Genomic DNA, 20069 nt, shown 5'->3' with positions numbered 1-20069 from the left:
AGGACATCATGAGCAACGAGAATTTCCTCCTGTCCGTACAGGGGGTCAACAAGCGATTCGGCGGACTGCAGGCTTTGTCCGACGTGGGCCTGCAGATCAATCCGGGCGAAATCTACGGCCTGATCGGTCCCAACGGGGCCGGCAAGACCACCTTCTTCAACGTGATCACCGGCCTGTACACACCGGATTCCGGCGAGTTCGTGCTGGGCGGAAAGCCCTACCAGCCCACCGCCGTACACGAAGTCGCCAAGGCAGGCATTGCCCGCACCTTCCAGAACATCCGGCTGTTCGGCGAGATGACCGCGCTGGAAAACGTGATGGTGGGGCGCCATGTGCGCACCAAGGCGGGCCTGCTCGGCGCGGTATTCCGTCCGCCCTCGGTGCGGCGCGAAGAAGAGTCGGTGGAAGACTGGGCGCACGACCTGCTGGAGTATGTCGGCATCGGCAAGTACGCCCACTTTACCTCGCGCAACCTTTCCTACGGCCATCAGCGCCGCCTGGAAATCGCGCGGGCGCTCGCCACCGAGCCCAAGCTGCTGGCGCTGGACGAACCCGCCGCCGGCATGAACGCAACCGAAAAAGTGGAACTGCGTGGCCTGCTCGACAAGATCCGCGCCGATGGCAAGACCATCCTGCTGATCGAGCACGACGTAAAGCTGGTGATGGGCCTGTGCAACCGGCTGACCGTGCTCGACTACGGCAAGGTCATCGCGCAGGGCCTGCCGCACGAAGTTCAGAGCAATCCAGCGGTGATCGAGGCTTACCTCGGTACCCCGGCGCACTGACGGGGGAAACAGACAATGAAACAAACGCTACTGAAGATATCCGGCCTGAAGGTCGCTTACGGCGGCATCCAGGCGGTCAAGGGCATCGACCTCGAGATCCGGGAAGGCGAGCTGGTCACGTTGATCGGCGCCAACGGCGCCGGCAAAACCACCACCATGAAGGCCATCACCGGCCTGCAGGGCTGGGCCGGCGGCGATGTGGAGTACATGGGCAAGTCCATCAAGGGCGTGCCCAGCTACACGCTGCTCAAGCAAGGCCTGGCGATGGTGCCGGAAGGGCGCGGCGTGTTCGCGCGCATGACCATCACCGAGAACCTGCAGATGGGCGCCTACACGCGCGTCGACGAGGCCGGCATCAAGGCCGACATCGACCGCATGTTCGGCGTCTTCCCGCGCCTGAAAGAGCGTGCCAACCAGCTGGCGGGCACCATGTCGGGCGGCGAACAGCAAATGCTGGCCATGGCGCGCGCGCTGATGAGCCAGCCCAAGCTGCTGCTGCTCGATGAGCCATCGATGGGGCTGTCGCCGATCATGGTCGCGAAGATTTTCGAGGTGGTGCGCGACGTCTCCGCGCTGGGCGTGACCGTGCTGCTGGTGGAGCAGAACGCGCGGCTGGCGCTGCAGGCTGCGCACCGCGGCTATGTGATGGAATCCGGCCTGGTCACCATGAGCGGCGACGCCAAGGAGATGCTGGACGATCCGAAGGTGCGCGCGGCGTATCTGGGCGAGTGATGCTGCCCGTTTAATCCGCGTGTTTGCAAAAAAGGCCCCGCAACTGCTTGCGGGGCCTTTTTCTTTACGTGTGACCCGGCGATGGGCCGGGCTCCAGATGAGACTCAGGCCAGCTTCTTCAGCAGCGTGCGCAGCTTGCCGATCATCAGGTCGATCTCTTCCGTGGTCACGTTCAGCGCGGGCATGAAGCGCAGCAGGTTGGGGCGCGGCGAGTTCAGCAGCAGGCCTTCCGGCTGCATGTCGCGCGCTTCTTCCACCAGCTGCGGGCCGATGTCCTTGTCGAGCACCAGCGCGCGCAGCAGGCCTTCGCCGCGTTCGCCGCCCAGGCCGAACTCGGACGACAGTGCCAGCAATTGCTCGCGCAGGTAAGCCCCTTTTTCCTGCACGCTTTGCAGGAAGCCGGGCGCGGTCAATTGCGTCATCACGGCGCTGCCAACTGCCGTCATCACCGGGTTGCCGTTGTAGGTGCCGCCCTGGTCGCCGGCCTCGAAGCTGGCCACTTCAGCCTTGCACAGCAGCGCCGCCAGCGGCACGCCGCCGCCGATACCCTTGCCCAGCGTCATGATGTCCGGCTCCACGCCCGACAGCTCATAGGCGAACATCGTGCCGCAGCGCCCGCAGCCGGTCTGCACTTCGTCGACGATGAACAGCAGCTTGTGCTTGTCGGCCAGCTTGCGCAGGCCTTGCATGAATTCGCGCGAGGCGGGGATCACGCCGCCTTCGCCCTGCACTGGCTCCAGCATGATCGCCACGGTCTTGTCGTTGATCAGCTTTTCCACCGATGCCAGGTCGTTCAAGTCGGCCTTGGGGAAGCCGGGCACCTGGGGCGCGAAGATGGTGTCCCAGCCGGCCTTGCCCGACGCGCTCATGGTGGCGAGCGTGCGGCCGTGGAAGCTGTGGTCCATGGTGATGATCTCGAACGCGCCGTTCTTGTGCTTGCGGCCCCATTTGCGCGCCAGCTTGATCGCGCCTTCGTTGGCCTCGGCGCCGCTGTTGGCAAAGAAGACCTTGTCGAAGCAGCTGCTGTCGGTGAGCTGCTTGGCCAGCTTGAGCATGGGCTCGTTGTAGAACGCCGGGCTCGGGTTGAACAGCTTTTGCGACTGCGCCACCAGCGCGTCGATCATGCCCTGGTTGGAGTGCCCCAGGCAGTTGACCGCCCAGCCTTGCACGAAGTCCAGGTATCGCTTGCCGTTATGGTCCGTGAGCCACGAGCCCTTGCCTTCGGTAAAGACGAGCTCGGGCCGGTTGGTGATGTACATCAGGGATTGGACGGGGTACTCAGCAAATGCCATGGCGGACTCCAGGGGTCGGCGTGAAACAGGGGAGAGGAGAGCGGAAAAACAAAAAGCCACGGGGGTTGCCCGTGGCTTGTCGACCTGAACAGATGCTATGGACGGTCAGCCGCGAGGCACCCCGGTGGGGAGCAACGTACGGTAGCTGCGTCGATTGATAGCGTAGTTCATGGCGGCCAATATAAGGCGCATGCGCCCGGCTGTCAAAACGAATTTTGGTCAGGCCGGGCATTGTTGCAGCGTGGGGACGGACCGGGTGGCGTTCAGGCCGCCGGTGCCGTCGCCGCGGGGGCCGGGTGCATATCGGCCTCCGAGGTGAACGAGTCGGCGAAGAAGGCGTCTTCGTGCAGGTCGCAGCGCAGGGAAAAGTCCTTGCGCGCGGCATTGATCATCACCGGCGCGCCGCAGGCGTAGACCTCGAAGCCGGACAGGTCCGGGTGGTCTTCCATCACGGCTTCGTGGACGAAGCCCGTGCGGGCGTCCCAGTCGTCGCTGGCCTGCGCGTCGGAGATCACCGGCACGTAGCGGAAGTTGGGCAGATCGCGCGCCCATTGTTCGCACAGCGTGTGCATATAGAGGTCGCGCGGGCGGCGGCCGCCCCAGTACAGCGTCATCGGGCGGGTGATGCCGGTGTAGACCGCATGCTCGACGATGGCCTTGATCGGCGCGAAGCCGGTGCCGGAGGCCAGCAGGATGATGGGCTTGTCGGAATCCTCGCGCAGGAAGAAGCTGCCCAGCGGACCTTCGAAACGCAGGATGTCGCGCTCCTTCATGGCCGGCTGGCCGTCCTTCGCGCCGAACACGTAGTCGGTGAAGGTGCCGCCCGGCATATGGCGGATATGCAGCTCGATCGGGCCTTCCTGGTGGGGGGGCGTGGCGATCGAGTAGCTGCGGCGCTTGCCGTCGCGCAGCAGGAATTCGACGTACTGGCCGGCCAGGAACTGCATGCGCTCGGTGGCGGGCAGCTGCAGGCGCGCGACGACGACGTCTTCGGCCACGCGCTCCATCGAGGCGACGCGGCACGGGATCTTCTTGATGGGAATATCGCCGGCGCCCTGCACCTCGCGGCATTCGATGGTGACGTCCGAGGTGGCCGTGGCGCAGCAGAACAGCGCGCGGCCCTCGGTTTTCTCCTGCGCGGAAAGCGCGGATGCGGCATGATCGCCCTGGACGATGCCGCCGGCGGTGACACGGCCCTTGCAGGATCCGCACGCGCCGTTCTTGCAGCCGTAGGGCAGGCCGATGCTGTGGCGCAGGGCCGCGCTGAGGATGGTTTCGTCCGCGGCCGCTTCGAACTGGCGGCCGCTGGGCATGACGGTAACTTGATAAGCCATGATCACTCTATGAGCAAAAATCTGTCGCGACGCCGCCTGGGTCGCCCGCGCCTTCTCATCGTCGGCTGTGGGGATGTGGGCACACGTTGCCTGCGTATTCTGTCGACGCGCTGGCGCGTCTTTGCCGTCACTTCGCAGCCGTCCCGCCGCACTGTATTGCGGGACGACGGCGCGGTGCCGCTGGTAGCCGACCTGGACCGGCCCGCCACGCTTGCGCGCCTTGCCGGCCTGGCCGACAAGGTGCTCCACCTGGCGCCGCCACCCGCACGCGGCGAGGGCGATCCGCGCACGCTGGCGCTGTTGCGCGCATTGCGGCGGGGTGCCTGGCGGCGGTCTCCCGCGCGGGCTGGCGGATGGTCTGCCAAGCCCGACATTCTACCCGAGCGGGGCGGCAGGGGGGCCGCGGCAAGCCCAGCGCGGCCTGCCTTTGTCTACGCCAGCACCTCCGGCGTGTACGGCGACCGCGGCGGGGCCCGGCTGGCGGAATCGCACCCGGTGCGCCCGCAAACCGCGCGCGCGCGGCGCCGCGTGGCGGCCGAGCGCGCCGTGCGGGACTTCGGCCGCCACGCCGGCTGGCGCAGCTCGATCGTGCGCATCCCCGGCATCTATGCCGAGGACAGGCTGCCGCTGGCCCGCCTGACCAAAGGCACGCCGGCGCTGGCGCCGCAGGACGATGTCTATACCAACCACATCCATGCCTTCGACCTGGCTCGCACCATGGTGGCGGCGCTGTTCCGCGGCCGGCCCCAGCGGGTGGTGCACGCCAGCGACGATTCCGAGATGCGTATGGCTGACTATTTCGACCTGGTGGCCGACCGCCGGGGCCTGCCGCGCCCGCCGCGCCTGAGCCGCGCGCAGTTGCGCGAGGCGGTGGAGCCCACCTTGCTCAGCTTCATGAGCGAATCGCGGCGGCTGGAAAATGCCCGCCTCAAACGCGAGCTGCGCCTGCGCCTGCGTTATCCCACCGTGGCGTCGTTCTTCGACGCCTGAACGAAGCCGGGGCTGCGGCCCCGCGCGTCTCTCCGTCCGGTGCGATGCCTCCGGCACTTCCGCGGACGTTGCCTTCGAAGCCACTGTGGCACGTCGTTTGCATAGAGGTTGCCGCTCGATCCTGTATAGACAGCAAGTGATGTCCCGTTGACGGAAAGACACCGCTTTGGTGCGCCCGGTGTGCCTTATCCAGGTACTTGCGCCCTGCGAGAGTGCGCCCGGCGCATGACGCGGAGTAGTGTTTTCCCTAGGTGTGTGGCCGATGCGCGGCCTGCCGCGCATCAAGTGCCGGCAACGCCAATTCCGCCTGCCGCCTCGGGTTAACTACTGCATTGACTTGTATATACAGGGTTGCTAAATTGCCTGGCAAATGACCGGTGCCGCAAGTACGGCGCCGCCCGAGCCGGGCGATCCGGCCGCCGCCAATGCCGGCGCGGCCCCGTTCGCATCACACCAAAGGAGCCAGGAAGATGGGATTTCGTATCCGTAGCGGTAAGTCGCTAGCCGCCGCCGTTGCAGCAGTCGCCACGCTGGGTGCCGCCGGCGCCGCCCAGGCGCAAGCCACCCAGGTCACGCTGGGCATGAGCGGGTGGACTGGTTTCGCGCCGCTGACGCTGGCCGACAAGGCCGGCATCTTCAAGAAGCACGGTGTCGACGTCGACATCAAGATGATTCCGCAGAAGGACCGTCACCTGGCGCTCGCCTCCGGCGCGATCCAGTGCGCGGCCACCACGGTCGAGACCCACGTGGCCTGGAACGCCAACGGCGTGCCCATCACCCAGATCGTGCAGCTGGACAAGTCCTACGGTGCCGACGGCCTGGCCGTGCGCGGCGACGTCAAGGGCTTCGCCGACCTCAAGGGCAAGACCGTCGGCGTGGATGCGCCGGGCACCGCGCCGTACTTCGGCCTGGCCTGGATGCTCAAGAAGAACGGCATGACCCTGAAGGACGTCAAGACCACCACGCTGTCGCCGCAGGCGGCCGCGCAGGCCTTTATCTCCGGCCAGAACGATGCCGCGATGACGTATGAGCCGTACCTGTCGTCCGTGCGCCAGAACCCGGACAAGGGCAAGATCCTCGCCACCACGCTCGACTACCCGATGGTGATGGACACCCTGGGCTGCGCGCCCAAGTGGCTCAAGGACAATCCCAAGGCCGCGCAAGCGCTGGTGGACAGCTACTTCGAAGCGCTCGACATGATCAAGCAGGACCCGGCCAAGGCCAACGACATCATGGGCGCGGCGGTCAAGCAAAGCGGCGAGCAGTTCGCCAAGTCGTCCGCCTACCTGCGCTGGCAGGATCGCGAAGCCAACCGCAAGTTCTTCGGCGGCGAGCTGGCCAGCTTCAGCAAGGAAGCGGCGCAGGTGCTGCTGGAAATCGGCGTGATCCGCCAGGTGCCGGACGTTACGGCCCTGTATGACGCGCGCTTTATCAAGTAACGAGGTTGGTGCCATGACGCAGGTTCACATTGGTTCGCCCGCAGGGAATCCAGCTACAAAGCCCGCTCACGCCGCGGCGAGTCCGGCGGCCGCGCGCCGCCATCCGTGGCTCGCGCCGCTGACACCGGTCTCGCAGCAGGCGCGCTGGGTGCTGGGGCTGGGGTTCTTCGTGCTCTTCTTCGGCGTGTGGGCGGCGGTGACTCTCGGCGGCATGGTGCCGCGCACCTTCCTGGCCGATCCGATGACCATGGCGCGCGAAGGCGTGCTGCTGTTCACCGAGTACAACTTTATCGGCGACATCGGCATGACCGTGTGGCGCGTGCTGGGCGGCTTCGTGCTGGCCGCCGCGCTGGCTGTGCCGCTGGGCATCTTCATGGGCGCGTACAAGGCGGCGGAGGCGTTCTTCGAGCCCTTCGTCTCGTTTTGCCGCTACCTGCCGGCCTCGGCCTTCATCCCGTTGCTGATCCTGTGGGCCGGCATCGGCGAGGCGCAGAAGGTGCTGGTGATCTTTATCGGCTCCTTCTTCCAGATCGTGCTGATGGTGGCGGTGACGGTGGGCGGCGCGCGGCGCGACCTGGTGGAGGCGGCCTACACGCTGGGCGCCAACAGCAGCGGCATCGTGCGGCGCGTGCTGATTCCCGGCGCCGCGCCGGAGATCGCCGAGATCCTGCGCCTGGTGCTGGGCTGGGCCTGGACCTATGTCATCGTGGCCGAGCTGATCGGTTCGTCCTCCGGCATCGGCCACATGATCACCGACAGCCAGGCGCTGCTCAACACCGGGCAGATCATCTTCGGCATCATCGTGATCGGCTGTATCGGCCTGGTCTCCGACCTGGCTTTCAAGCTGGCCAACCAGCGCCTGTTCCCGTGGAGTTCGATCAAATGAGCGCGCTGTCCATCCAGCAGGTCTCCCGTACCTTCGTCAATCCGCGCGGCGGCCAGACCCTGGCCTTGCAGCCCACCGATTTCGAGGTGGCGGACAACGACTTCGTCACCATCCTCGGTCCCTCGGGCTGCGGCAAGTCCACGCTGCTGCGCATCGTCGCCGGGCTGGATACGCCCACCACCGGGCGGGTGCTGCTGGACGGCCAGGAAGTTACCGGCCCCGGCGCGGAGCGCGGTATGGTGTTCCAGTCGTACACGCTGTTCCCATGGCTGACCATCGAGCAGAACGTACGCTTCGGCCTGCGCGAGCGCGGCATGAGCGAGGCGGAGCAGCGCGAGCGCAGCGATTTCTTTATCCAGCGCGTGGGCCTGCGCGGCTTCGAGCACCATTTCCCCAAGCAGCTCTCGGGTGGCATGCAGCAGCGCACTGCCATTGCCCGGGCGCTTGCCAACGACCCCAAGATCCTGCTGCTGGACGAGCCGTTCGGCGCGCTCGACAACCAGACCCGCGTGCTGATGCAGGAACTGCTGCTGGGCATCTGGGAAGCCTCCCGCAAGACGGTGCTGTTCGTCACGCACGATATCGACGAGGCCATCTTCATGGCCAACCGCGTGGCGGTGTTCTCGGCGCGGCCCGGCCGCATCAAGCGCACCATCGATGTGGACTTCCCGCATCCGCGCCATTACACGATCAAGACCTCGCCGGAGTTCTCGGAACTCAAGGCGGTACTGACCGAGGAAATTCGCGCCGAGGCCATGGCCTCCGCCGAGCACTGAGTTCAAACCAAGCCATGAAAGCTGCCACCGCCAACCGCCGGGGTGTTCCCGATGCCACTCCCGCCGCGCTTTACCAGCAGGTGAAGGAGTACATCGCGCGCAATATCCAGAGCCGCGCGTGGCAGCCGGGCGACCGCGTGCCGTCCGAGCAGGAACTGGTGACCCGCTTCGGCGTGTCGCGCATGACGGTGAACCGCGCGCTGCGCGAGCTGGCCGAGCAGGGCAGGGTGGTCCGGGTCGCCGGCGTGGGCACGTTCGTGGCCGAGCACAAGCCGCAGTCGACGCTGCTCAGCGTGGTCAACCTGCAGGACGAGATCCGCATGCGTGGCCACGACTACGCCTGCGACGTCATGGTGGTGGAACGCGTGGCGGCCTCTATCGAAGTGGCCGCCGCGCTGGACCTGCGCACCGGCGAGTCGGTGTTCCACTCGGTGTGCGTGCACCGCGAGGACGGCGTGCCGGTGCAACTGGAAGACCGCTATGTCAACCCGCGCGTGGCGCCGGACTTTATCAACCAGGATTTCGTCGCGGTGAAGCCCGGCGAATACCTGCTGCGCCATGTACCTTACGACCAGATCGAGCACGTGGTCGACGCGATCGCCGCCACGCCCGAGCAGGCCGCGCAACTGGAAATGCCCGGCAGCCAGCCGTGCCTGTTGCTGACCCGCCGCACCTGGACCGGCGGCACGCCCGTTACCTTTGTACGTTGCCTGCACCCCGGCAACCGTTACCGCCTCGGCAGCCGATTCCGCGCCGATGGCAACCCGGCCTTCGGCTAAGCCCAGCCGTCCGCCGTTGATTTTTCAGATCCAACAGCCAACTCACGAAGCTAGCTGTATAGACAGGGACATACAAATGAGCGCCACCCAAGCCACCCAAGCCTCCCGCCCGCTGCTGACCTTGCAGCCCGGCTCCGTCACCCTGGCCGACCTGCGCCGCATCCATCGCGGCGAAGTGCGCCTGGCGATGGACGAATCCGCCTGGCCCGGCGTGCGCGCGTCCCAGGCTACCGTGCAGGACATCATCGACGCCGATGCCGTGGTCTACGGCATCAACACCGGTTTCGGCAAGCTGGCCCAGACGCGCATCCCGCACGACAAGCTGGCCGAGTTGCAGCGCAACCTGGTGCTGTCGCACAGCGTGGGCACCGGCGCCGACCTGGACAGCGACACCGTGCGCCTGATCCTGGCGATCAAGGCCGTGAGCCTGGCGCGCGGCCACTCGGGCATCCGCCCCGAGATCATCGAGGCACTGCTGGCGCTGGCCAACTCCGGCGTCACGCCCTGCATTCCCGCCAAAGGCTCGGTGGGCGCGTCGGGCGATCTCGCGCCGCTGGCGCATATGTCGTGCACGCTGATCGGCGTGGGCGATGTGATGATCGACGGCGTGCGCCGCCCGGCTGCCGAAGGCCTGGCCCATGCCGGGCTGGCACCGTTCACGCTCGGCCCCAAGGAAGGGCTGGCGCTGCTCAACGGCACCCAGGTTTCCACCGCGCTGGCGCTGGTCGGCCTGTTCGCCGCCGAGGACATCTTCGCCGCGGGACTGGTGGCGGGCGCGTTGTCGCTGGAAGCCATCAAGGGCTCGGTCAAGCCGTTCGACGCCCGCATCCACGCCGCGCGCGGCCAGGCCGGGCAGATCGCCGTGGCCGGCGCCGTGCGCGCGCTGCTCGACGGCAGCAAGATCGTGGATTCGCATGTGACCTGCGGCCGCGTGCAGGACCCGTATTCCATCCGCTGCCAGCCGCAGGTGATGGGCGCCTGCCTGGACAACCTGCAACATGCCGCGCGCGTGCTGCAGATCGAGGCCAATGCCGCGTCGGACAATCCGCTGGTGTTCCCGGAGCAAGGCGACGTGATCTCGGGCGGCAACTTCCACGCCGAGCCGGTGGCCTTCGCCGCCGACATCATCGCGCTTGCCATCGCCGAGATCGGCGCGATCTCCGAGCGCCGCCTCGCGCTGCTGCTCGATTCCGGCCTGTCCGGGCTGCCGCCGTTCCTGGTGCGCGACGGCGGTCTCAATTCCGGCTTCATGATCGCGCAGGTCACCGCCGCCGCGCTGGCGTCCGAGAACAAGTCGCTGGCACACCCTGCCAGCGTGGACAGCTTGCCGACTTCCGCCAACCAGGAGGACCATGTGTCGATGGCCACCTACGGCGCGCGCCGCCTGGGCGATATGGCGGAGAACACCGCCGTGGTGGTCGGCATCGAAGCCATGGCCGCCGCGCAGGGCATCGAGTTCCATCGCCCGCTGGAATCCTCGCCGCTGATCGAGATCGAGATCGCGCGCATTCGCGAGCGCGTGGCCTTCGTGGAAGGCGACCGCTACTTCGCGCCGGATATCGAGGCGATGAAGCAGTGGGTGAAGCAAGGCGACGCGGGTGCTGGCTGGCCCGAGTCGGTGCGCCAGGTGCTGCCGTCGCAGGCCGGCGTGGCTTGATGCGCGCGCAAAGTCCCAAACGCAGGCCGAACCGCTGAACTGAACACGCAGGAGAACCCCACATGAACGCCAACGAACACCAATTCACCAAAGCGGCACCCCTGCGCGGCCGGCGCGAAATCCGCGCGCCGCGCGGCACCGAGCTGCACTGCAAGAACTGGCTGATCGAAGCCGCCTACCGCATGATCCAGAACAACCTCGATCCCGACGTGGCCGAGCGCCCGCAGGACCTCGTGGTGTACGGCGGCATCGGCAAGGCGGCGCGCAACTGGGAATGCTTCGACGCCATCCTCGACAGCCTGCGCAACCTGGGTGAAGAGGAATCGCTGCTGGTCCAGTCGGGCAAGCCGGTGGGCGTGTTCCGCACCCACGCGGACGCGCCGCGCGTGCTGATCGCCAACTCCAACCTGGTGCCGCACTGGGCCACCTGGGACAAGTTCAATGAGCTGGATCGCGCCGGCCTGATGATGTACGGCCAGATGACCGCCGGCTCGTGGATCTATATCGGCACGCAAGGCATCGTGCAGGGCACCTTCGAGACCTTCGTCGAAGCCGGCCGCCAGCACTACAACAACGATCTCTCCGGCAAATGGATCCTCACCGCCGGCTTGGGCGGCATGGGCGGCGCGCAGACGCTGGCCGGCGTGCTGGCCGGCGCTTGCGTGCTGGCGATCGAATGCCAGGAGTCGCGCATCGACTTCCGCCTGCGCACGCGCTACGTCGACAAGAAGGCGACCACCATCGACGAAGCCCTGGCCATGATTGAAGAGGCCACGCGCAACAAGCAGGCCATCTCGGTCGGGCTGCTCGGCAACGCCGCCGAGATCATGCCGGAACTGGTGAAGCGCGCGCAGGCCGGCGGCATGCGCCCGGACATCGTCACGGACCAGACCTCGGCGCACGACCTGGTCAACGGCTACCTGCCGGCGGGCTGGACCGTGGCGCAGTGGGAAGCCGCGCGCACGGCCGATCCGAAGTCGGTCGAGGCAGCGGCCAGGACCTCCATCGTCAAGCACGTGCAGGCCATGCTGGCCTTCCAGCAGATGGGCGTGCCCACGCTGGACTACGGAAATAACATCCGTCAGGTCGCCTTTGACGAAGGCGTGGCCAATGCCTTCGATTTCCCGGGGTTTGTGCCCGCGTATATCCGCCCGCTGTTCTGCCGCGGCAAAGGCCCGTTCCGTTGGGTCGCGCTGTCGGGCGACCCCGAGGACATCTACAAGACCGATGCCAAGATGAAGGAGCTGTTCCCCGAGGACCATCACCTGCACCGCTGGCTCGACATGGCGCGCGACCGCATCGCCTTCCAGGGCCTGCCCGCGCGCATCTGCTGGGTGGGGCTGGACGAGCGCCACCGCGCCGGCCTGGCCTTCAACGAGATGGTGAAGAACGGCGAGCTGAAGGCGCCCGTGGTGATCGGCCGCGACCACCTTGACTGCGGCTCGGTCGCCAGCCCCAACCGCGAGACCGAAGCCATGCGCGACGGCTCCGATGCTGTGTCCGACTGGCCGCTGCTCAACGCGCTGCTCAACACGGCGGGCGGCGCCACCTGGGTCAGCCTGCATCACGGCGGCGGCGTGGGCATGGGCTTCTCGCAGCATTCCGGTGTGGTGATCGTCTGCGATGGCACCGACGCCGCGGCGAAACGTATCGAACGCGTGCTTTGGAACGACCCGGCCACCGGCGTGATGCGCCATGCCGATGCCGGCTACGAAAGCGCCATCGAATGCGCGCACGAGAAGGGCCTGAACCTGCCGATGGTGCCACAGGCGGCAGGGGCATGAGCGACGCAATGGAAGGCCTGCGCGGCCTGCAGCACTTCTCGCTCGGCGCCCTGCCTGCGCAGCCCTGGAAAAACGGCGGCGGCGTCACGCGCGAGATCGCGGCGTGGCCGCCGGGCGCCGGCATGGACGCCTTCCAGTGGCGCGTGAGCGTGGCCGACATCGCCGCCGATGGCCCGTTTTCCGCCTTCCCCGGCATCGACCGCCAGATCGCGCTGCTCGACGGCGCGGGCGTTCGCTTGCTGGCGGACGATGGCAGCTTCGACCATCGCCTGGATACCGTGGGCGAGCCGTTCGCCTTTGCCGGCGAGCGCGGCGTGCAGGCGACACTGCTGGATGGCGCCACGCGCGACTTCAATGTGATGACGCGGCGCGGCGCCTGCCGCGCGAGCATCGTAGCGGCGCGCCGCGAATTCACGATTCCCCCCGGCGCGCATGTCGTGCTGCTGTTTGTCATTGAGGGTGCATGGCGCCACGGCACCGCCGGCCAAGGCGGGCAGGCCGTGCTGGCGAGCGACGACGGCATGTTGTTCGCCGAAGGCGTGGCGGCGCCGTATCGCCTGCAGGCGATGTCCGAGCCCGCGCTCTGCCTGTGCGTCACCCTGGAAATGGAGAACCTGTAATGAACCTGACCCCGGCGCAGGCCGCCGCTTCCCCTTCGTCCGCCGACGGCGTCTGGCATCGCTGCCACCTGCTGCCCGACGGCGATCCCGCCAGGGCGATCCGCGACGCGGCACTGGTCGTGCAGCAAGGCCGCATTGCCTGGCTGGGCCCGTTGACCGAACTGCCGCGGGACTACGCCGCGCTGCCGCGCCTCGATGCGGGCAATGCGTGGATCACGCCGGGCCTGGTCGACTGCCACACCCACCTGGTGTACGGCGGCCAGCGCGCCGATGAATTCGCCATGCGCCTGGCTGGCGCCGGCTACGAAGAAATCGCCCGCGCCGGCGGCGGCATCGTGTCCACCGTGCGCGCCACGCGCGCCGCCGACGAGGACACGTTGTTCGCGCTGGCCGCCGCGCGCCTCGCGCCGCTGCTGGCCGAGGGCGTGACCACGCTGGAGATCAAGTCCGGCTATGGCCTTGACATGGCCAGCGAGCGCAAGCAGTTGCGCGTGGCACGCCGCCTCGCCGAAGCCTTCGGCGTAACGGTGCACACCACGTTCCTCGGCGCGCACGCGCTGCCGCCGGAATACGCGGGCCGCGCCGACGACTACATCGCGCTGGTATGCGACACCATGATGCCCGCGCTGGCCGAGGAAGGCCTGGTCGATGCCGTCGATGCCTTCTGCGAATCCGTCGGCTTCAGCCTGGCGCAGACCGAGCGCGTCTTCCAGGCGGCCGAGCGCCTTGGCCTGCGAGTCAAGCTGCACGCCGAGCAACTCAGCAACCTGGGGGGCAGTGCGCTGGCAGCGCGCCACCATGCGCTGTCGGCCGATCACCTGGAGCATCTCGACGAAGCTGGCGTGATGGCGATGGCCGAGTCCGGCACGGTGGCGGTCCTGCTGCCGGGCGCCTATTATTTCCTGCGTGACACCACGCTGCCGCCGATCGGATTGCTGCGCCGGCATGGCGTGCCGATGGCCATTTCCACCGATCACAATCCCGGTACCTCGCCCGTCACTTCTCTGCTGCTGATGATGAATATGGCGTGCACCCTCTTCAGGCTGACCGTGCCCGAAGTCCTGGCGGGCGTCACCACGCACGCCGCGCGCGCGCTGGGCGCGGCGGACCGCCACGGCTTGCTGGCTGCCGGACGCGCGGCCGATTTCGTCCTGTGGCAAGTCGACTCGCCGGCGGAACTGGCTTACTGGTTCGGCCGTAACCCGGCCGCCGCCGTGGTGCGGCAGGGCAAGGTCTATCCCGCTGCCGCGCCGGCGCAAGGAGCGCAGCCATGAGCGCCGGCAGCCTGTTTGCCGCGCAGGCCTTGCTGCCCACGGGCTGGGCCAGCGATGTCCTGCTGGCCTGGGACGATGCCGGCGCCTTTACCACGGTGCAGGCCGGCGCGGTGCCGGCGGCGGATGTGCCGCGCGCCGCCGGTCCCCTGCTGCCGGGCATGCCCAACCTGCATTCGCATGCCTTCCAGCGCGGCTTTGCCGGCCTGACCGAATACCGCAGCGAGACGCTGGCGGATGGCCAGGAGAGCGACTCTTTCTGGAGCTGGCGCAAGCTGATGTACCGCTTTGCGCTGCGGCTCTCGCCCGATACGCTCGAAGCCATCGCCACGCAGCTCTATATCGAGATGCTGCGCGCCGGATACACCAGTGTGTGCGAATTCCACTACGTGCACCACGACCCGGACGGCAAGCCCTACGCCGATCCCGCCGAGATGTCGCTGCGCCTGCTGCGGGCCGCGCAAAACGCCGGCATCGGCATCACGCTGCTGCCGGTGCTGTACCAGACCGCCGGCTTCGGCGGCAAGCCCGCGCTCGCCGAGCAGCGCCGTTTCCTGCACGAAACCGACGCCATGCTCGCCTTGCTCGGCCGCCTGGCCCCGCAGTGCCACGGCCAGGCGCGGCTCGGGCTGGCGCCGCACTCGCTGCGCGCGGTGCCGCCGCAAAGCCTTGCCGATGCCGTGGCAGGCCTGCACGCGCTGGATGCGCAGGCGCCCGTGCATATCCATATCGCCGAGCAGCAGCGCGAAGTGGACGAGTGCATCACGCTCACGGGCACGCGCCCGGTAGCGTGGCTGCTCGACCACGCCGAGGTGGACGCGCGCTGGTGCCTGGTGCACGCCACCCACCTGGACTGGGACGAGCGGCGGCGCCTCGCGCACAGCGGCGCGGTGGCCGGCATCTGTCCCACCACCGAGGCCAACCTTGGCGACGGCGTGTTCGATGCCGCGCCCTACCTGGGGCAGGGCGGCGTCTGGGGCATCGGCTCGGACAGCCATGCCAGCGTGAGCGTGGCGGAGGAACTGCGGCTGTTCGAGTACGGCCAGCGCCTCGCGCTGCAAAAACGCAATGTGCTGGCGTCGGACGCGCACAAGCAGGTGGCCGATCGTCTCTACCTCGACGCCGCCGCCGGCGGTGCGCGCGCCTCGGGCCGGCCCATCGGCGCGCTGGCGCCCGGACAGCAGGCGGATTTCGTGGTGCTCGACGGCGCGCATCCGGCGCTGGCCGGCTTGTCCGGCAGCCAGGCGCTGGCGGTGCATGTGTTCACCAACCACGGACATGAGACACTAGCGGAAGTCCGCACGGCGGGCCGGACGCGCGTGCAGCATGGCGCGCACGCCTTGCAGGCCCAGGCCGGCAAGGGCTTCGCCGCGGCGCGCGCAAGCCTGCTGACCGACTGAACCCGGCGTTAGACGCGGCCTGATGCCTGACGATACAAGCTTCAGGCCGCGCCGATGCGCAACTGCATCTGCTCCTGCACCTTTACGCTGCAAACCAAAAAACATGTCTTTCTCGACCGATATCCCCGCTTTCACCCTGCATCGCGGCACGCGCCCGCTGCTGGTGTCGATGCCGCACGTAGGCACCCACCTGCCGGCCTCCGTGTCCGACCGGCTGACCGCCGAGGCGCGCACCGTGCCCGATACCGACTGGCACCTGGAACGCCTCTACGATTTCGCGCGCGAACTCGGCGCCTCCATCCTGGTGGCCACGCACTCGCGCTACGTGGTGGACCTTAACCGCCCGCCCGATAACGCCAACCTGTATCCGGGCCAGGACACTACCGGCCTGTGCCCGGTCGATACCTTCGACAAGACGCCGGTCTACGCCGACGGCAGCCTGCCTGCCGACGACGAGATCGCCGCCCGCCGCGACGCCATCTGGCGCCCGTACCACGACGCACTGGCCGGAGAACTGGCCCGCCTGCGCGCCGCGCACGGCACCGCGGCGCTGTGGGATGCGCATTCGATCCGCTCGGTGCTGCCGCGCTTCTTCGAAGGCAAGCTGACCGATTTCAACCTCGGCACGGCCAACGGCGCGAGCTGCGACGCCGAGCTGGCCAACCAGCTGCTGGACATCGCCAGCGCCTTGCCAGGCTATACCTCGGTGCTCAACGGGCGTTTCAAGGGCGGCTACATCACGCGCCAGTACGGCGCGCCGGCACAGGGCGTGCAGGCCGTGCAGCTTGAGCTGACGCAGTCGGCCTACATGAGCGAGACCTATCCCTTCGGCTACGACGAGGCACGGGCCACGCGCATCCAGCCCACGCTGAAGACAATGCTGGAAACCGTACTGGGCTACGTGGAAGCACGCTAAGCCAGCCGCGCGGAGTTCCTGACGCGATCCGCGGCGCCAACAGCGCCACGGATCGCGTTTTCACATCCGCGTACCTACAACAGCGAATCCGCCAGCCGGCAAAGGTTCTGCCAGGTGCGCGTATGCAGCGGCCGCTGCTGCCACACGGCGCGCACCACCGGCTCGCTGCTGGCCAGGTAGCGCCGCTGGATCTCCCGCATGCGCCCCACCACCTCGCGGTCGTAGATCACCAGCGCGGCCTCCGCGTTGAGCGCGAAGGAGCGGATATCCATATTGGTCGATCCCACCATCGCCACCTCGTCGTCGATGGTCACATGCTTGGCATGCAGGAAGGCCGGCCGGTACAGGTGGATCTGCACGCCCGCGTCCAGCAGTACGCCGAAGTAGGCTTCCTGCGCGGCCTGCGTGAAGCGCTGGTCGATCCGCTGCGACAACACCAGGTGTACGTCAACGCCGCGGTAGCAGGCCAGTTGCAGCGCCTGCAGGAAGGCTTCGTCGGGCACGAAGTAGGGCGTGGTGATGACCACCTCGCTGCGCGCGTGGTGGATCATGCTGATCAGCGCCATCTGCGCGTTCTGCGTACCGTAGCCGGGGCCGCTGGGCAGCATCTGCGCGACGTGCGGGCCTTGCTCTTCCATCGGCGGGAAGCTGTCGATGCCAAAGTTGCTGTCGCCAGTTTCCAGGTAGCGGTCGGCCAGGAATACCGCTTGCAGTTCCGAGACCACCGGCCCCGTCACGCGTGCCACCAGTTCTTCATTGGGCAGGCCGGGCATCGACTCGGCATCGATCACGTTCTGTGAGCCGATGTAGCCGATGCTGCCGTCCACCACCATGATCTTGCGGTGATTGCGTAGGTCGAAGCGTGCGCTCTTGCCCTTGAGCACGGCCATCAGCGAGCGCATCGGCAGGGCCTGCACCACCTCCACGCCTGCCTCGCGCAGCGTGTGCGCAAACGCGCGCCAGCCGGCGCGGGCGCCCAGCGCGTCCACCAGCAAACTGCAGCGCACGCCCCGCGCGCTCGCCCGCAGCAGGGCGTCGGTAAAGGCGCGCCCGGTGGCGTCGGCGGCGTAGATGTACACCAGCAGGTGGACATGGCGCCGGGCGCCGTCGATATCGGCAATCATCGCGGCTACCGTGGCGTCGTAGTCATCGAGCAGCGCCACGGCATTGCCTCGCATCGGCGAGTGGGAGCCGAGCCGCTCGATCAGGCCGGCCGCACCGGCGGCAACCGTGGCAGGCAGCGGCTGCAGGGGGGCGAAGCGCGCCACCCGGTCCCGCACGCTCGCGATGCCCAGGTTGATGCGCGCCAGTTTGATGCGGCGGGACTTGGGATAGTAGATGCGGCCGAACAGCGCGTAGAGCAACAATCCCAGCCACGGCAGGAAGAAAATCAGCAGCAGCCAGGTGCGTGCCGCCGCCGGGGCGCGGCGTTGCGGCACATAGACCAGCATGGCCAGGCGGATCGCCCATTCGGCCAGCATGAAGACCGACGGCCACCACCACGACAGGTCTGCCGGCATGGCGCCCGGCAGCCAGTCGAACCAGGCAGTGGGGAGGAAGGTGGCGGGCAAGGAAGCAGGCATGCGGCTCGGTGGCGGCGGACGGCGGATTGTGGACCGCCCACGATACCAGAGCCATGCGGCGCATCGATGCCGGCGGCATGCCGGTCCGTGTTCAAGACGCCGCGGGCCGATGCCGGACAACGCCGGCACCGGCCCGCGCCAACGTGCCGGCCGAGTCTTACTTCTTCGTCACGTCCTTGCGCGCCGTGCTGCCGGTGGCCTCGTTGTACCGCCCCACATATTCCTCGAACAGCTTGCGGATCGAGCGGCCGATCTTCACGTAGTCCGATTCATTGAGGTTGGCCAGCGATACGCGGCCGGACGGATGGCGCGTGCCGAAGCCGCGTCCCGGCAGCAGCACCACGCCCGCCTCCTCGGCCAGCCGGAACAGCAGCTCCGCCGGCTCGGCGGAGTTGAGCACCCATTTGACGAACTCCGGCCCGATGGCCTTGCCGCCGAGCTGCTCGATATCGAGCAGCGTGTAGTAGTCCACGGCGTTGGGATCGTCGTCGTCCGGCGCAATGCCGATCTCGCGGTACAGCGCGGCCTTGCGGCTGCGGATCAGGCGCTTCATCGCCGCCTTGTACTCGTCGTGCGTGTCCATCAGCGAGAACAGCGAGAACAGCACCATCTGCACCTGCTGCGGCGTGGACAGGCCGGCGGTGTGGTTCAGCGCCACGGTGCGGCTGTCGGCGACCAGGCGGTCGATGAACTTGAGCTTGTCCGGCTCGGTGGTGATGGAGTTGTAGCGCTCGTGCAGCTGGTCGCGCTGCGGCTTCGGCAGCCCGGCGATCTGCGCGTCGAAGATATTGTCCTGGTGCGTGGCGATGACACCGAGCCGCCAGCCGGTCGCGCCGAAGTACTTCGAGAACGAGTACACCAGGATCGTGTTCTTCGGGCACATCGCGAACAGCGAGACGAAGTTGTCGGCAAAGGTGCCGTACACATCGTCGGTCAGGATGATCAGGTCCGGCCGCTCCTCGATGATCGAGGCCAGGTACTCCAGGCTCTCGTCGCTCATGCGCACCGACGGCGGATTGCTCGGGTTCACCAGGAAGAACGCCTTGACCTTGGGGTCGCGCAGCTTGTCGAGCTCTTTGTTCGAATATTGCCAGCGGTTCTGCGGGTCGGCGTCGATGGACAGTTCCAGCAACTGGTAGTCGTTGAGCTCCGGGATCTCGATATACGGCGTGAAGATAGGCATGCCAAGCGCGATCGTGTCGCCGGCCTTGAGCAGGTGGTTCTCGCGGATGGTGTTGAACAGGTAGGTCATCGCGGCCGTGCCGCCCTCGACCGCGAACAGGTCGAACTTGCCCGTGAAAGGATGGCTGCCGATCATCTCCTTGCGGATGTATTGCGCCACGATTTTCTCGGACAGCTTGAGCATGCGGTCCGGCACCGGGTAGTTGCAGGCGAGGATGCCCTCGCACATCTCGTACAGGAAGTCGCCCGCATCCAGCCCGAGCTGGTCGCGCACATAGGACACGGCGCCGGCGAGGAACTTCACGCCGGAGGTCTCGGACTGCTCGCGCGCAAACAGGTCGAAGCGCTCTTCGATCCCGGCACGGCGCGGAAAGCCGCCGACGCCCTCGGGCATGTAGGAGAACGAGCGCTCGGATTCGCGCATGGCGAACAAGCCGAGCTGCCAGAAGGCATGGCGCGGCACGGTCGCCAGGAAGTTCGGGTTGCCGCGCCCGGCATTGAGCATCATGCGATCCGCATCGCTGCTGGCGAGCTTGATCAGCTCGTCCTTGAGCTCGAAGGGCGACAGGTTCGCCAGCTTGGAAAGGTCAGGTTTGGTCATGACATGCTCCAGGGGTGGGGCTTGTTGGAGGAGACCCGGTCC

The 20069-nt window shown here is 67.4% G+C and carries 17 protein-coding genes; 13 read left to right on the top strand and 4 right to left on the bottom strand.

From position 1 onward, the window contains the following. Positions 1-8 precede the first annotated feature (8 nt). Positions 9-785, top strand: coding sequence for an ABC transporter ATP-binding protein (locus ACZY0R_RS33030; RefSeq protein ID WP_045237647.1), 777 nt, complete (start codon positions 9-11; stop codon positions 783-785). Between the two features lie 15 nt (positions 786-800). Further along, entirely contained in the window at positions 801-1517 is a 717-nt protein-coding gene (locus tag ACZY0R_RS33025; RefSeq protein ID WP_045237648.1) for an ABC transporter ATP-binding protein, read from the top strand. 104 nt (positions 1518-1621) lie between these two features. Here the strand turns inward: ACZY0R_RS33025 and ACZY0R_RS33020 are convergent, their stop codons facing one another. Continuing rightward, complete coding sequence (locus ACZY0R_RS33020) at positions 1622-2809, bottom strand: acetylornithine transaminase (RefSeq protein WP_045237649.1); 1188 nt, start codon at positions 2807-2809, stop codon at positions 1622-1624. 263 nt (positions 2810-3072) lie between these two features. Continuing rightward, positions 3073-4143 carry a CDP-6-deoxy-delta-3,4-glucoseen reductase gene (locus ACZY0R_RS33015; RefSeq protein ID WP_488864422.1) on the bottom strand — a complete coding sequence of 357 codons (1071 nt, stop codon included), beginning with the start codon at positions 4141-4143 and terminating at the stop codon, positions 3073-3075. A 9-nt stretch (positions 4144-4152) separates the two neighbouring features. On the opposite strand from ACZY0R_RS33015, the gene ACZY0R_RS33010 reads away from it, so the two are divergent. From ACZY0R_RS33010 to hutG, 11 genes are all read left to right on the top strand, one after another. Beyond that, positions 4153-5133, top strand: coding sequence for an NAD-dependent epimerase/dehydratase family protein (locus tag ACZY0R_RS33010; protein WP_488864420.1), 981 nt, complete (start codon positions 4153-4155; stop codon positions 5131-5133). A 470-nt stretch (positions 5134-5603) separates the two neighbouring features. Then, a complete protein-coding gene (locus ACZY0R_RS33005; protein WP_045237652.1) occupies positions 5604-6572 on the top strand; it encodes an ABC transporter substrate-binding protein in 969 nt (322 codons plus the stop codon). 13 nt (positions 6573-6585) lie between these two features. Next, entirely contained in the window at positions 6586-7458 is an 873-nt protein-coding gene (locus ACZY0R_RS33000) for an ABC transporter permease (protein ID WP_488864418.1), read from the top strand. After that, positions 7455-8234 carry an ABC transporter ATP-binding protein gene (locus ACZY0R_RS32995; protein ID WP_045237654.1) on the top strand — a complete coding sequence of 260 codons (780 nt, stop codon included), beginning with the start codon at positions 7455-7457 and terminating at the stop codon, positions 8232-8234. The genes ACZY0R_RS33000 and ACZY0R_RS32995 overlap by 4 nt, the downstream gene beginning before the upstream one ends. A 14-nt stretch (positions 8235-8248) precedes the next feature. After that, on the top strand, positions 8249-9013 hold the full coding sequence (gene hutC, locus ACZY0R_RS32990; protein ID WP_045237655.1) for a histidine utilization transcriptional repressor HutC: 765 nt from the start codon (positions 8249-8251) through the stop codon (positions 9011-9013). 76 nt (positions 9014-9089) lie between these two features. Beyond that, entirely contained in the window at positions 9090-10670 is a 1581-nt protein-coding gene (hutH, locus tag ACZY0R_RS32985; RefSeq protein ID WP_488864415.1) for a histidine ammonia-lyase, read from the top strand. A 62-nt stretch (positions 10671-10732) separates the two neighbouring features. Then, positions 10733-12454 (top strand): urocanate hydratase, encoded by a 1722-nt coding sequence (gene hutU / locus ACZY0R_RS32980; protein WP_488864413.1) that lies wholly within the window; start codon positions 10733-10735, stop codon positions 12452-12454. Then, on the top strand, positions 12451-13074 hold the full coding sequence (locus ACZY0R_RS32975) for a HutD/Ves family protein (RefSeq protein WP_488864411.1): 624 nt from the start codon (positions 12451-12453) through the stop codon (positions 13072-13074). Before hutU ends, ACZY0R_RS32975 begins: the two co-directional genes overlap by 4 nt. Continuing rightward, positions 13074-14348, top strand: a complete 1275-nt coding sequence (gene hutI / locus ACZY0R_RS32970) for an imidazolonepropionase (RefSeq protein ID WP_488864409.1) — start codon at positions 13074-13076, stop codon at positions 14346-14348. The genes ACZY0R_RS32975 and hutI overlap by 1 nt, the downstream gene beginning before the upstream one ends. Further along, positions 14345-15745, top strand: coding sequence for a formimidoylglutamate deiminase (locus ACZY0R_RS32965; RefSeq protein WP_488864407.1), 1401 nt, complete (start codon positions 14345-14347; stop codon positions 15743-15745). Before hutI ends, ACZY0R_RS32965 begins: the two co-directional genes overlap by 4 nt. Positions 15746-15848: 103 nt before the next feature. After that, positions 15849-16661, top strand: coding sequence for an N-formylglutamate deformylase (gene hutG / locus ACZY0R_RS32960; RefSeq protein ID WP_488864405.1), 813 nt, complete (start codon positions 15849-15851; stop codon positions 16659-16661). A 74-nt stretch (positions 16662-16735) separates the two neighbouring features. Here hutG and cls read toward each other — a convergent pair whose 3' ends face one another. Together cls and ACZY0R_RS32950 are read right to left on the bottom strand one after the other, a co-directional pair. Beyond that, positions 16736-18244, bottom strand: a complete 1509-nt coding sequence (cls, locus tag ACZY0R_RS32955; RefSeq protein WP_488864403.1) for a cardiolipin synthase — start codon at positions 18242-18244, stop codon at positions 16736-16738. A 157-nt stretch (positions 18245-18401) separates the two neighbouring features. Then, entirely contained in the window at positions 18402-20027 is a 1626-nt protein-coding gene (locus ACZY0R_RS32950; protein ID WP_488864401.1) for a bifunctional aspartate transaminase/aspartate 4-decarboxylase, read from the bottom strand. Between the last annotated feature and the right edge of the window lie 42 nt (positions 20028-20069).

The sequence above is a fragment of the Cupriavidus sp. F041 genome, from assembly GCF_057814235.1.
The sequence above is the reverse complement of the archived record's forward strand: the minus strand, read 5'-3'. Positions and strand labels throughout refer to the sequence as shown.

Coding starts and splice junctions, on each gene's coding strand:
- hutG (WP_488864405.1), top strand. CDS start 15,849: ATGTCTTTCTCGACCGATATCCCCGCTTTCACCCTGCATCGCGGCACG.
- ACZY0R_RS32965 (WP_488864407.1), top strand. CDS start 14,345: ATGAGCGCCGGCAGCCTGTTTGCCGCGCAGGCCTTGCTGCCCACGGGC.
- cls (WP_488864403.1), bottom strand. CDS start 18,244: ATGCCTGCTTCCTTGCCCGCCACCTTCCTCCCCACTGCCTGGTTCGAC.
- ACZY0R_RS33030 (WP_045237647.1), top strand. CDS start 9: ATGAGCAACGAGAATTTCCTCCTGTCCGTACAGGGGGTCAACAAGCGA.
- hutC (WP_045237655.1), top strand. CDS start 8,249: ATGAAAGCTGCCACCGCCAACCGCCGGGGTGTTCCCGATGCCACTCCC.
- ACZY0R_RS33015 (WP_488864422.1), bottom strand. CDS start 4,143: ATGGCTTATCAAGTTACCGTCATGCCCAGCGGCCGCCAGTTCGAAGCG.
- ACZY0R_RS33000 (WP_488864418.1), top strand. CDS start 6,586: ATGACGCAGGTTCACATTGGTTCGCCCGCAGGGAATCCAGCTACAAAG.
- ACZY0R_RS33020 (WP_045237649.1), bottom strand. CDS start 2,809: ATGGCATTTGCTGAGTACCCCGTCCAATCCCTGATGTACATCACCAAC.
- ACZY0R_RS33005 (WP_045237652.1), top strand. CDS start 5,604: ATGGGATTTCGTATCCGTAGCGGTAAGTCGCTAGCCGCCGCCGTTGCA.
- hutH (WP_488864415.1), top strand. CDS start 9,090: ATGAGCGCCACCCAAGCCACCCAAGCCTCCCGCCCGCTGCTGACCTTG.
- ACZY0R_RS32975 (WP_488864411.1), top strand. CDS start 12,451: ATGAGCGACGCAATGGAAGGCCTGCGCGGCCTGCAGCACTTCTCGCTC.
- ACZY0R_RS32995 (WP_045237654.1), top strand. CDS start 7,455: ATGAGCGCGCTGTCCATCCAGCAGGTCTCCCGTACCTTCGTCAATCCG.
- ACZY0R_RS33025 (WP_045237648.1), top strand. CDS start 801: ATGAAACAAACGCTACTGAAGATATCCGGCCTGAAGGTCGCTTACGGC.
- ACZY0R_RS33010 (WP_488864420.1), top strand. CDS start 4,153: ATGAGCAAAAATCTGTCGCGACGCCGCCTGGGTCGCCCGCGCCTTCTC.
- hutU (WP_488864413.1), top strand. CDS start 10,733: ATGAACGCCAACGAACACCAATTCACCAAAGCGGCACCCCTGCGCGGC.
- ACZY0R_RS32950 (WP_488864401.1), bottom strand. CDS start 20,027: ATGACCAAACCTGACCTTTCCAAGCTGGCGAACCTGTCGCCCTTCGAG.
- hutI (WP_488864409.1), top strand. CDS start 13,074: ATGAACCTGACCCCGGCGCAGGCCGCCGCTTCCCCTTCGTCCGCCGAC.